The organism is Segatella maculosa OT 289 (assembly GCF_000243015.1).
Taxonomy (GTDB): Bacteria; Bacteroidota; Bacteroidia; order Bacteroidales; family Bacteroidaceae; genus Prevotella; species Prevotella maculosa.
In genome coordinates this window covers 36,199-50,061 of record NZ_JH594511.1, presented here as the reverse complement: position 1 = coordinate 50,061, position 13,863 = coordinate 36,199, and the positions used below count along the sequence as shown (strand labels likewise).

The 13,863-nt window shown below is 46.5% G+C and carries 9 protein-coding genes; all 9 read left to right on the top strand.

Annotated elements, in window-relative coordinates; all coding sequences use genetic code 11:
* The first annotated feature begins 373 nt into the window (after positions 1-373).
* The 9 genes from rsmG (at position 374) to HMPREF9944_RS11375 (ending at position 13,766) form a co-directional block, all read left to right on the top strand.
* Entirely contained in the window at positions 374-1,003 is a 630-nt protein-coding gene (rsmG, locus tag HMPREF9944_RS11415) for a 16S rRNA (guanine(527)-N(7))-methyltransferase RsmG (protein ID WP_008566474.1), read from the top strand.
* Between the two features lie 2 nt (positions 1,004-1,005).
* A complete protein-coding gene (locus tag HMPREF9944_RS11410) occupies positions 1,006-1,650 on the top strand; it encodes an MBL fold metallo-hydrolase (protein ID WP_008566473.1) in 645 nt (214 codons plus the stop codon).
* Between the two features lie 3 nt (positions 1,651-1,653).
* Positions 1,654-2,271: a crossover junction endodeoxyribonuclease RuvC gene (gene ruvC / locus HMPREF9944_RS11405; protein WP_008566472.1), complete on the top strand. Its 618-nt coding sequence runs from the start codon at positions 1,654-1,656 to the stop codon at positions 2,269-2,271.
* A 1-nt stretch (position 2,272) separates the two neighbouring features.
* Positions 2,273-2,941, top strand: a complete 669-nt coding sequence (locus HMPREF9944_RS11400) for an HAD family hydrolase (protein WP_008566471.1) — start codon at positions 2,273-2,275, stop codon at positions 2,939-2,941.
* 24 nt (positions 2,942-2,965) lie between these two features.
* A complete protein-coding gene (gene panB / locus HMPREF9944_RS11395; protein ID WP_008566470.1) occupies positions 2,966-3,784 on the top strand; it encodes a 3-methyl-2-oxobutanoate hydroxymethyltransferase in 819 nt (272 codons plus the stop codon).
* 215 nt (positions 3,785-3,999) lie between these two features.
* Positions 4,000-5,430, top strand: coding sequence for a right-handed parallel beta-helix repeat-containing protein (locus HMPREF9944_RS11390; protein ID WP_008566469.1), 1,431 nt, complete (start codon positions 4,000-4,002; stop codon positions 5,428-5,430).
* Positions 5,431-5,710: 280 nt separating this feature from the next.
* Positions 5,711-7,771, top strand: coding sequence for a DUF5686 family protein (locus HMPREF9944_RS11385; RefSeq protein ID WP_008566468.1), 2,061 nt, complete (start codon positions 5,711-5,713; stop codon positions 7,769-7,771).
* On the top strand, positions 7,771-10,995 hold the full coding sequence (locus HMPREF9944_RS11380; RefSeq protein ID WP_008566467.1) for a UvrD-helicase domain-containing protein: 3,225 nt from the start codon (positions 7,771-7,773) through the stop codon (positions 10,993-10,995). Before HMPREF9944_RS11385 ends, HMPREF9944_RS11380 begins: the two co-directional genes overlap by 1 nt.
* On the top strand, positions 10,992-13,766 hold the full coding sequence (locus HMPREF9944_RS11375) for a PD-(D/E)XK nuclease family protein (protein WP_008566466.1): 2,775 nt from the start codon (positions 10,992-10,994) through the stop codon (positions 13,764-13,766). Before HMPREF9944_RS11380 ends, HMPREF9944_RS11375 begins: the two co-directional genes overlap by 4 nt.
* Positions 13,767-13,863 lie beyond the last annotated feature (97 nt).

The window sequence follows — 13,863 nt, the reverse complement described above, 5'->3', positions numbered from 1 at the left end:
GTACTCCCAATGGAAGTGCAATCGTACCTCCAATGGAAGTGCAATCGTATTCCCAATGGAAGTGCAATCGTACTCCCAATGGAAGTGCAATCGTATTCCCATTGGGAAGGCAATCGTATTCCCAATAGGAAGGCAATCGTATTCCCAATAGGAAGACAATTGCCTTGATATAAGGAAGCCTTGAGTCTTCATATAAGGAAAGGTACGGTCTTCCTATAAGGAAAGGTCGAGGATTCCTTATAGGAAGTGGAAAGGCTTCCTTATATCAAGGCAGAGGACTGTTGAAGAGAGGCGGCTCGAAGATTTATCGGCCATGCAGACGGAGTTACGCAGAAAATTCGTAATTTTGCAACGCACAATCAAAACAAAGACAATGACGGACCTCATCACGAAATATTTTCCGGAGCTCACGCCCTCGCAGTGCGGACAGTTCGCAATGCTCGACGCGCTCTACCGGGATTGGAACAGCAAAATCAATGTCATCTCGCGCAAAGACATCGATAACCTCTATGAGCGGCATGTGCTGCATTCGCTTGCCATCGCAAAGGCAATCCGCTTCAAAGACGGCACGGAGATACTCGACTTCGGCACGGGCGGCGGCTTTCCCGGTATTCCGCTGGCTATTATGTTCCCACGGTGCAAGTTCCGGTTGATTGACGGCACGGGCAAGAAAATCCGGGTGACGAACGCTGTGGCCGAGGCCTTAGGACTGCAGAACGTGGAGGCCGTGCAGTGTCGGGGCGAGGAAGAGCGGGGAAGGTTCGACTTCGTGGTGAGTCGCGCCGTGATGCCGATGCCCGACTTGATGAAGATTGTGCGCAAGAACATCCGCAAGGAACAGCGTAACGCCCTGCCCAACGGATTGCTCTGCCTGAAAGGCGGCGATTTGCAGGCAGAGCTCAAACCGTTCAAGAACATCGCCGAGGAGATGCCGCTCGATATGTTCTTCGACGAGCCATGGTTCCGTGAAAACAAGAAACTGATTTATATCCCGATAGGTTGACTATGTTGAATATCAAACGTTTTATGTGCAACATGTTGCAGGAGAACTGCTATGTTGTCAGCGACGAGACCGGTGAGTGCGTCATCATCGACTGCGGTGCGTTCTTCGAAGCCGAGCACGCGGCCATCAAGGATTATATACGTGCCGAGGGCTTGAAGCCCGTGCATCTTTTGGCCACGCATGGGCACATCGACCATAACTTCGGCAACGGCATGGTGTTCGATGCGTATGGCTTGAAAGTGGAAGTGCATGGCGGCGATGCGTCGTTGATGCAGAACCTCAAGGCGCAGGCGCAGCAGATAGCAGGTGTGGAACTGGGGTGCGAGATGCCGCCCGTGGGGAAGTATCTCACGGGAAAGGACAAGATAGCCTTCGGTTCGCATGTGTTCTCTATCATCGAGACGCCGGGACATTCGCCCGGCAGTGTTTTCTTTTATGACGAAGAGGAGCACGTGGCCTTTTCGGGCGATACGCTTTTCCGGTGTTCCATCGGAAGAACCGACTTGCCGGGCGGTTCGATGTTCCAGATGATACAGAGTCTTCGCATCGTCTGCCAGCTGCCCGACACCACAAGAATCTATCCCGGACACGGCCCCGAGACCACCATCGGTGCCGAGCTTGCCGGCAATCCCTATCTTGACCGCTAAGCCATGCCGACGAACAAAGCCGAGAAAATCATATTGGGCATCGACCCGGGAACGAACGTCATGGGCTACGGCCTGCTTCGAGTGGTGGGAAACAAGGCGAAGATGGAGGCCATGGGCGTCATCGACCTGCGCAAGATGACCGACCCGTACCTGCGTCTGGGCTATATCTCCGAGCGGGTGACGAGCATCATCGAGTCTTATCTGCCCGACGAAATGGCCATCGAGGCGCCGTTCTTCGGTAAGAACGTGCAATCCATGCTGAAGCTGGGGCGTGCGCAAGGAGTAGCCATTGCAGCGGCTATTCGCCACGACGTGCCTATCCATGAGTATGCACCGCTGAAAATCAAGATGGCCATCACCGGTCAGGGACAGGCTTCCAAGGAGCAAGTGGCAGGCATGTTGCAACGCATGCTGCATTTAGATGAAAAGGATATGCCTGATTTCATGGACGCCACAGATGCCTTGGCGGCAGCTTATTGCCACTTCCTGCAGATGGGCCGACCGGAAACCGGTGCCCGACATTATAACGGTTGGAAAGATTTTGTCGTGAAGAACAAACAGGTCGTTTCCAAGGCTTCGCAGCCCATGGTAAAGACCACGAGGACGCACAAAATCCCATAATATGGAGAAGATTGCACAGATGAGAAAAGAAGTAAAAGCAGCACTGTTCGACTTAGACGGCGTGGTGTTCAACACCGAACCGCAATATACGGAGTTCTGGCGGACACAATGCCGGCTGTATCACCCCGATATGCCGGGATTGGAGAACGAAATCAAGGGGCAGACACTCGTTGAAGTCTATGAGAAATACTTTGCCGACATGAAAGAAGAGCAGGTAAAGATTACCGAGAGACTCAATCAATTCGAGGCCGACATGCGCTTTGACTATGTGGACGGCCTCGTGGACTTCGTTGCTGATTTACGCCGTCACGGCGTCAAGACGGCCGTCGTGACGAGCAGCAACGTTGTTAAGATGGAGCGGGTATACGCCAAACGCCCGGAATTCAAGCGTATGTTTGACCGTGTGTTGACCAGCGAAGACTTCACGGCAAGCAAACCCGACCCGGCTCCCTACCTGAAGGGCGCCGAGTGCTTCAACCTTTCCCCGTCGCTGTGCGTGGGCTTTGAAGACAGTTTCAACGGGTTGAAGTCGGTCCGCAGTGCCGGAGAATTCACCGTGGGGCTGGCTACGACCAATCCTGCCGAAGCTATCAGACCCTACGCCGACGTGGTTATTCCCGACTACATCGGCAAGGGCTACGATTGGCTGGCAGCCGAATTTGCCCGATAATATAACGCTGAAAGACGAAACAACATGGGATATTTAGCTACTGACAAGAAGAAAATCACATCAAGAACATTCGCGGAGATGAAGCAGGCGGGTGAGAAGATCACGATGCTCACGGCCTATGACTACACGACGGCTGGGATTATCGATGCCGCCGGCATTGACGGCATCTTGGTCGGCGACTCGGCCTCCAACGTGATGGCCGGCAACAAAGACACCCTGCCCATCAGCATAGACCAGATGATTTATCACGCCGCAGCCGTGGCCCGTGCCTGCGAGCATTGTCTCGTGGTGTGCGACATGCCGTTCGGCAGCTATCAGGTGAGCCGTTCGGAAGGCGTCAGGAATGCCATCCGGATAATGAAAGAGACGAGTGTCGATGCCTTGAAAATGGAAGGCGGCATCGAAATCATGGATACCGTGCGAGGCATCATCGAAGCAGGCATTCCCGTGATGGGCCACTTAGGACTTACGCCCCAGAGCGTGCATAAGTTCGGGGGCTACGGCCTTCGTGCCAAGGAAGCGGCCGAGGCCGAGAGACTCTTGGCTGACGCACGCGCACTTGATGAAGCCGGCTGCTTCGCCATCACGCTGGAGAAGGTGCCCGCCAACCTGGCTGCCGAGGTGACAAGGGCGGTGAGCTGTGCCACCATCGGCATCGGCGCCGGCCACGAGACCGACGGGCAAATCCTCGTCTATGCCGACGCCTTGGGCATGACACGGGGCTTCAAGCCGAAGTTCCTGCGCCATTTTGCCGACGTGAACCGGTGCATGACCGACGGCGTTCAGCAATATATCCGCACCGTGAAGGACTGTTCTTTCCCAAGCGTGGACGAAAGTTACTGACAGACGGGACATGCCTGCCGACAGCACGATTTGACAATATATACTTTCGTGGGGTACAATATATACTATTGTGGGGCACAATATATACTATTGTCAACTACGGCTCATACTTCCGTGGGGCACGACTTATACTTCCGTAGTCCACGACTCATACTTCCGTCAAAAAGCAAGTCGGGGTTTGTGGGAAATAAAAACAGACGAATTGCGTTATAGCAATGATGAAACGATTTATATGGAGCGGCATTCTGTTGGCCGCATTGCTTTCCCTGTCGTCCTGCAATGACGATGAGACTTTCTCGACATCGCAGGCAGACCGACTGGCGTTCTCGGCGGAGACGGTCAGCCTTGATACGCTTTTCTCAAACACTTCTTCGGCCACGCATCAGTTCTGGGTGTATAACCCGAACCGTTCGGGGCTGCGTTTCGCCAATATCCGACTGGCACGTGGCAATCAGACGGGCTTCAGGGTCAATGTGAACGGCTGGCCTTTGAATGGGAACAATGGGTTTCAGGCGGGCAACATGATGCTTTATCGTGGCGACAGCCTGCGCGTGTTTGTGGAGGCTACGGCCCGACGAAACGTCGGAGACGGCCCGCAGGAGTTTACCGACGAGCTTGTCTTCACGTTGGAGAGCGGCGTGGAGCAACGTGTAAAGTTGCGGGCATGGAGTTGGAATGCGACGCGTTACGACTTCATGGACATCAAGCGCGACACGACGCTCGACAGTCCTTCGCGCCCCATTGTCGTCTCGCGGGGAATCAAAGTGCACGAAGGGGCCACGCTGACCATCGAAGCCGGTACGACGCTCTATTTCGACCATACTGCCGGAATAGACGTGCACGGGCGGCTGGTCATAGGCGGAGCGCCGGGCAAGGAAGTGGTGTTGCGTGGCAGTCGCTTGGACAGAATGTTCGATTATCTGCCCTACGACCGTGTCAGCGGGCAGTGGCAGGGCCTGCATTTCTATGGTTCTTCCCTTCAGAACAGGCTGGCGTATGCCGACATTCATGGCTGTCAAGACGGTATCGTGTGCGACAGCAGCGACGTGAACGTTGAAAAGCTGAGGCTCGAGCAGGTCACGGTGCACAACTGTCAGGGCGACGGCGTGCGGCTGGTCAACAGCAAGGCCACGCTCGTCAACTGCCAATTGACGAACAGTCTGGGCAACTGTCTCTCGGTCGATGGCGGGGCCGTGGCGGTGAATGCCTGTACGATAGCGCAGTTTTATCCTTTCGACGGAAACCGGGGTGCGGCTTTGCGCATCGCTTCGAGCCGGCCTTTGCGGTCATTAAAGGTGGAGAACAGCCTTGTGACCGGTTACGCGAGCGAGCAAATCGAGTTCGTTAAAGATGAAAAGAACACGTTGGCCTATCATTTCGACCATTGCCTGTTACGCACGCCAAAGGTGCAGTCGGCCGACAGTCTGAACTATACGAACGTGACGTATGAACAGCCTTCGGACACCGTCTCCATGGGCACGAAGCTCTTTGTCAAGGTGGATGGCGACAAGCAGGATTATGATTTCCACCTGAGCAAGCCGTCGGCGGCAAGGAACAAGGGCAACGCGTCCCGTATGCCGCTCGTCGACCGCGACGGGAAAAGGCGAAGCGGAGCCACGGATTTAGGTGCTTTTGCATATCCATAAAGGCTTAATGGCCGGCAAACTTTTACTCCTTTTTTCAGTAATCATTCTATCTTTCCGGAAAAAGGTATACACCTTTCATTGAAAAAGTATATACCTTTTTTATAAAAGCTTTATACCTTTTCAAAGAAAGCTTATGAGCTTTTCCATAAAACAGTGGGATTTTTACGCAAAAGGGATATATCTTTTTATCATAAAGAGTCTGTCCTCAATTCCTTAAAAAGATGGATTAATTTGGCGAATTAGCACCTTTTTTGTAATTTTGTGGTTGATATAATAAAAGATGAATGCACGTTTATCTCATATTTTGCAGATAAGTTTTGCAGTAACCTTTCTATTACTGCACACTCCTCTCGAGTCGGAGGCTTTAGATATTCCGAGGCCAGACAAAGAACTATTACAGCGAGTTTTCTCCTATTCCACGAAAGTTGATAGTGGAGATATAAAGTGTGAAACAACTTATTCCTATACCAAATACTCCCTGTATATCCGTAAGCGCAATATAACTCTTTTAGCCGTGCCCACCATGTGGGCTGTTGCGCATGGAGGAAAGCGTCATTACTTAGGTGAAAACTATGAACAAATCAAAATATCAAATAAAAACCAATCTGAAGTACAACGCCTTATCGGACTTTCTACAATTCCTTCACACAGAGAAAGTCTCACTACGGTGTCGAAGTATCTAACCCCGGACATCTATGCCCCGACCATCTTCAAAGATAATATACTTTCCCCTTTTCATGTTGCCAATCAGCAATACTATCATTATCAAGTGACATTCCTTCTCAACGGTACTGCACGTATCAATTTTCGTCCAAAAGTCGATAACACACAATTAGTACGTGGGCAAGCTTTGGTCAATTATAGCGATGGTCGAATTATCAGTATGACCTTAGATGGTGAATACGACATGGTAACGTTTTCCTTAGGATTACTTATGGGAACTACCGGTACGAAGTCTTTATTGCCTTCAGACATAAAGCTCAATTGCAAATTCAGTTTTCTGGGAAATATCACAGAGGGGAGTTATCGCTCAATATATAATCTACCGGAAGTGATACCGGATAGTGTGCTCAAGAATAACAGTAACTATATGGAACTTGTCCGTCCTATTCCATTGACGAATCGGGAAAAAGAACTATATGCCACAGAACAAAGGAACAAGGAGCATAAGGATTCTGTTGACCAAACTCTATCTGAAAAGAAGCATCTATGGAAACATATCCTATGGGACATTGTGGGAAATAATGTCGTCAACAGAATTAAAAGTGATTTCGGAAAGAATAATGAAGGCTATTTACGTATCAATCCTATTTTGAATCCTCTATACATGGGCTATGACTATAAACGAGGCTTCACCTATAAGTTTGATGTCCGTCTCAATTATATGTTCAGCCCGAACATTATACTTACGACACGACTGAAGGCCGGTTATTCTTTCAAACAAAAGCAACCTCATATTTCTGTGCCTACAATGTTTTGGTACAATAAGAATCGTAATGGTTATATACAATTGGAGATAGGTAATGGCAATTGGATTTCGAACGGTAATGCTGCAAATTATGCCCGAAAGGAAGTCGGTGATTCTGTTATCAACCAATATCCACGCATTTATTATTTCAAAGACAGTTATGCCAAAATATTAAACAACTATGACATAAATGCCCATTGGGGAATTCAAGCCGGATTAATTTTTCACCGGAGAAAGGCTGTAGAACCGGAAGTGTATAAGAAAGCAAGAATGCCTCTTCAATATATTTCAGTGGCTCCTCTTTTTGAATTGCAATGGAGACCCACGGGATGGTATGGACCTTATGTTGTATTAGATTACGAACGAGGCATTAAACATTTTTTGAAAGGAGACATTGACTATGAACGTTGGGAACTTGATGCACAGTGGAAACTCAAGTTGCAACAACTTAAAACTCTACAGATGCGTATGGGAGTGGGTTGTTACACCTTACAAGATGGACACACTTTCTTTTTAGACTACAGTAACTTTCGCGAGAACCATGTTCCCGGAGGTTGGAACGATGATTGGAGTGGAGAATTCGAATTACTGAATTCAGATAAATATAATGAATCACGCTGGTACATGCGGGGAAATATAACATACGAAAGCCCTTTGTTAGCAGTCTCACATCTGCCATGGGCGGGACACTTTATCGAAATGGAAAGACTATATGCCAGTATTCTTGCCTCAAAAAACTGTCACCCATATATAGAATTAGGCTATGGATTTACCACACGTTTGTTTTCAATGGGATTGTTTCTAAGCAATGACAGTGGAGAAATCAAGGAATTCGGTTGTAAATTTGGTTTTGAACTTTTTAGACATTGGTAATGCATAATTTGACTGTATACAGGGCAAGTGCAGGTTCTGGAAAGACCTTTACACTTGCAGTACAATATATCCGGCTTCTGATTGAAAATCTGCATGCATATCGGAACACATTGGCTGTAACCTTTACAAACAAGGCTACAGAAGAGATGAAGATGCGCATACTAACCCAATTATATGGAATATCAAGAGGACTGAAAGAAAGTAAACCTTATTTGGACAACATAAGGTTGCTTACATCTTTAGATAAGAATGTCATCATCAATAATGCAAAATATGCGCTCAGTGAACTCGTCCACAACTATAGCTATTTTCGTGTAGAGACTATTGATGCTTTCTTTCAGACGGTTTTAAGAAACTTAGCACGTGAACTTGAACTAACAGCCAACCTGCGTATAGAACTTAATGATACACAAGTAGAACAGCAAGCCGTTGATCAGCTCATTGAAGATTTGAATGCTTCCTCTCTCCTACTCTCATGGATTCTTGAGTACATTCATGAGAATATGGACGATGACAAATCATGGAATGTCATTGCACAGATCAAGCATTTTGGCATGAATATATTCAAAGAGTACTATAAGAGGAACCGACAGAAAATAAAGGAAGTGTTTGAAGAAAAGGATTTTTTTAAGCACTATACAAGTCGTTTAAAAACAATTCGGGCAGAAGCTGACAAGCAAATTAGGAAATGTGGGACTGATTTCTTCACCATGATAGAACAGAACGGCTTCTCTATCAGCGATTTCTCAAATGGAAGTCGTGGCATTTGCGGTTATTTTCTAAAGTTACAGTCTGGAGATTTCATTGATGATGAAAAGGTTTATAATAAAACGGCAGAAGTCGCTTCCTCAGACCCAGCAAAGTGGGTTATCAAAAAGAGAGCTTATGCGGGCGATCCCATCTATGATCTTGTCTGCAGTCAATTGATGCCAATGCTTGTAAAAGCAGAAAAGAAAAGGAAACAACAGACTCGGCTTTACAAAAGTGCAGAACTAACTCTCCGACATCTCAATCAATTAAGATTACTTGATAGTATCGGAGATAAGGTGGAAGAACTAAACCGCGAGTTGAATCGCTTTATGCTAAGTGATACCCAAACGCTGTTGCGTTCAATGATTGCTGAAAATGATTCACCTTTTATCTTTGAGAAGATCGGAACTCAGTTGAAGAATATCATGGTTGATGAGTTTCAAGACACAAGTACCATACAGTGGGAGAATTTTAGAGTGTTATTGCGTGAGACCATGAGCCATGACAACAGCAACCTTATCGTTGGTGATGTGAAACAAAGTATTTATCGTTGGCGATCGGGAGATTGGAGACTGCTCAACGATATAGAACACGAGTTCAATACACAGGAAATACACATTATACCTCTGAAAACCAATCGCCGATCTGAGAAAAGAATCATCACCTTTAACAATGTTTTTTTTGAGAAAGCTTCACTTCAAGAATACCTACAACTAAAGGAATTGGCGGAAGAAAATGCAGAACAATTAAAAAAGGCTTACCAAGATGTCACACAGGATATTCCACAAGGAAAAGATGATGTGGGAACTGTTGAGATCAAGCTACTCACAAATAACAAAGAATATAATCAAGAAACGCTACGTCTCATAACAGATAAAGTCCAAGAACTTATTGATGCCGGTGTCAAAGAAAGAGATATAGCCATACTTGTCAGAACAAATTCCATAATCCAAGAAGTGGGCGACTACTTCCTACAATACAAAACAAATATACATCTTGTGTCCGAAGAAGCATTCCATCTTGATGCATCTCAAGCCGTAAATATGATTATCTGCGGTATGATGATACTGGATAATCCGAATGATACTATTACAACAGCAACTCTTGTCAAACTATATGCAAAGTCCAACGCCGATGCCCAAGTGACAGACAGCGAAATCCTGTTAAAAGGAAAAGCCATGGAAGACGCTCTCCCCAAGGATTTCCTCAATAAAAGAACATATCTGCTGAGTTTATCTCTCATTGACATGGCGGAAGCACTTTATAAAATTTTCAATCTACAATCTCTCTCCGGGCAGACTGCTTATATCTGCACATTCTATGATAAACTCAATGAATTCATGCAGGATGGCATACCCGATTTACATAGCTTCTTGGAACAATGGGCCGATAGTCTTCACAGTTGTTCCATTCAAAGCAGCAACAATGAGGGTATCAACCTTGTTACAATCCACAAGAGCAAGGGACTTGAATTCGACCATGTCATCATACCTTTTTGTGATTGGCAACTTGAGAAGAACAATATAATATGGTGCAAGCCTCAGGAGGCTCCGTTCAATGCTTTACCGATAGTCCCTATAGATTTCAGCAAGAAAAAAATGACGAACTCCATCTACGAACAGGATTATGTCTACGAACATTTCCAAAACGTGGTCGACAATCTTAACTTGCTTTATGTTGCTTTTACGCGGGCAGGAAAGGGGCTTTATATATATGGAAAGAAGGGAGACAATGGTAGCGGACGTTCTTGGATCATAGAAAACTGCCTGCAAGATATCGCCACAACCTTGCAAGCACAGTTCTTTGCTCCAAACAATAACGAAGAACCTATATGTTTCTCATATGGAAGCGGCGTGTCGGCTTCACCAAAAAAGCAAAATAATGCTTCAGAAAATATATTCAATCGGTCCGCAACAGACATAGATATCATTATTGAAAACTATGAAAGTAAGCTGCAATTCAGGCAGAGTAATAAAAGTAAAGACTTCATCCGTATCGGTGAGGAAGCCGAAGACGAATTGAAAGAGAAAAGCTATATTCAATTAGGCAATATCATGCATAAGATTTTCTCGACCATCAAGACTACTGATGATATGGATATTGCATTAAAAGAACTTGAAGAGGAGGGTGTTTTATACAATAAAGTCATCACACAAGAAAAGCTAAGAAAAACCATCACCGACCGTCTTAATGATCCCAGAGTGTCCACTTGGTTCTCTAATCATTGGACATTATTTAACGAATGCAGTATTTTGAAACTCAATCCACTTACCGACAAGGTTGAAGTACGACGCCCAGACCGTGTCATGACCGATGGTCATGAAATGATTGTGGTCGACTATAAATTTGGGAAACCACAAGCGGAACATAAAATCCAGGTTGCAGAATACATGGCACTGTTAAAAGACATGGGATATAACAATATCTCCGGCTATATTTGGTATCTGTTTCCCAATAAAATCATTAAACTATGAACAAGACATTTCTACAATATGTGGCAGAGGACATACTAAGGAAACATGACACGAACCTTTCACGCACCGCAGTCGTCTTCCCCAACAAGCGTGCCTCGTTATTCTTAAACGAAGAGTTGGCACGTCATGCTGGCCAACCGCTATGGAGTCCTGCCTATATCACTATCAGCGACCTGTTTCGTGAATACTCCGAAAGAATGGTTGCCGACCCAATCAAACTCATTTGCGACCTACATAAAGTCTTCAATTCATGTACCGGAAGTGAAGAAACGCTTGATAGATTCTATGGTTGGGGCCAGGTGTTACTCACAGACTTTGATGATATTGACAAAAACATGGGAGATGCGCATCAGATTTTTGTCAATCTGAAGAACATGCACGAGCTTGATGATGTATCCTACCTAACAGATGAACAAAAAGAATTGCTGAAGAAGTTCTTTGATAATTTCTCTGATGACATGGAATCCAAGCTCAAAGAGAGATTTATCAACCTTTGGAGTAATTTCGAAGAGATATATACACAATTCAAAGAATGCTTATATCGGCAGGGACTTACCTACGAAGGTGCTCTTTACAGAGAAGTCGTTGAGAAAAAACAGATAGACTTCAGATACGACGACTATATTTTCGTAGGTTTCAACATGATGCAGGCCGTGGAACAGAAGCTCTGTGAACGACTTAAAGCATTGGGGAAGGCACACTTCTATTGGGACTTCGATGATTATTACATGCGTGAACATAACGGTATAAACCATGAGGCCGGAACCTATATCCGGCAATACCTGCAACAATTCCCCAACGAACTCGATGCTTCTGACAAGGATATATATCATAATTTCGATAAGCCCAAAGACATTACTTATTTGAGTGCCATGACGGAAAACATTCAGGCCCGGTTTATCAGTACATGGCTGAAAGACAAGAAGCGTATCGAGGACGGGCGACGCACAGCCATCATCATGGCCGACGAGCGTCTGCTGCCAACCGTCGTCCATTGTCTTCCTCCCGAGGTTAAGCATGTGAATATCACCACGGGCTACCCTCTGCAGTATTCTCCTGTCACATCGTTTGTCAAACTGCTCATCAACCTCCAGACAATAGGGTTCAACGCAAGCAGAAATACATTCAGCAAAAAGTGGAAGACAATGCTCTTGCGCCACCCCTACATGAAATACATTCAAGATACCAATATGGTGTTTGGAAAAGCATACGGGGATGTCGCATCAATGAACACATGGCTTGTCGGCCTGCTGCAGGAAATCGGCTACGGTTATGCGTCTGCATCGGGAGAAGACCCGTTCGTGCAGGAAGCCATCTTTCGAATGTACACCCTCTTCAATCGTTTAGAAACGCTGATTGTGTCGGGAGAGCTCAAAGCCGATCTCAACATCTACAACAAGCTCATCAATCAGCTCATCGCGTCGACTTCGGTCCCTTTCCACGGAGAACCTGTCGCCGGACTACAAATCATGGGCGTATTGGAGACCCGAAATCTCGATTTCGACCACATACTTGTCCTCTCGTGCAACGAAGGAAACATGCCCAAGGGAGTCAACGACACTTCCTTCATTCCTTATGCCATCAGAAAGGCCTTCGGACTGACGACCATTGACAACAAGGTCGCCATATACGCATATTATTTCCACAGCCTGCTGCAACGAGCAACCGACATTACCCTGTCATACAACAAGGCTACCAATCGAACCAGCACGGGCGAGATGAGCCGTTTCATGCTTCAGCTGATGGTCGAGGGCCCGCAGGAGATTCATTTCAAGAACCTTAATGCTCAACAAACGCCGATGCGTAGTCGAAAACAGGCCGTTGCAAAGAACGAGGAAGTGATGAACGTCGTCAACGCCCTTCATCGGATTTCGCCGACAGCCTTAAGTGCCTATCTGCGCTGCCGATTGAGATTCTACTATCGCTACATTGCCGGGATAAAAGAGCCCGATAACGAAAGTGAAGAAATCGACAACCGCATATTCGGCAACATCTTTCACCGGTCCGCGGAACTGTTTTATACCGATAAGAACCACGGCGGAACCATTCATGCAGACGACATTGAAGCCGCATTGAAAGACAAATCCCTGTTGGAAAGGCTCGTCGACAAGGCGTTCAAGGAGAAACTTTTCGAGGTCGAGGCCGACAAGAACGTCACATACAACGGATTGCAACTCATCAACCGGCAAGTCATCATCGATTATCTTAGAAAACTGTTACGGATAGACTGCAAACTCACCCCGTTTGCCATACTCGGATTGGAAGAGCCTGTAGAAAAAGCCTTTTACATCGATACTTCCTGCGGGGCAAAGCAAATATATCTGTTTGGGAACATCGACCGTATCGACAAGGTAGAGACTGAAGGCCGCGCGCGCATCCGTGTCGTCGATTACAAAACCGGCAGCAACGCCGACATGAAAGTAAAAAGCATAGACGACATTTTTAATCCGGAGAAAATCGAAAACCACACCGATTATTACCTGCAAGCCATTCTCTATGCGCTCATACTGCGCGACAGCCACTCGCTCAATCCGTCTTCTCTCCCCGTCAGTCCGGCCTTGCTCTTTATCCAGCACACTGCAGGGAATGACTATAACCCGACATTGCTGCTCGATAAGCAGCCCATCATGGACGTTGCCGACTATCAGGAAGAATTCATCGACCATCTGAAGCAACTCATAGAAGAGATTTTCAATCCCGACATTCCGTTCTCCCCAACGCAAAACACAAAGCAATGCCAATATTGTCCTTATCGGAACATCTGTGGTTAGCAGGTGATAAATTCTTCTGTCCTTCCGGTCACTTTGTCATCTCAGCCATATTACCGTGCAATCTCAGCCATATTGCGTGGTAAAGTGGCTGATTTTA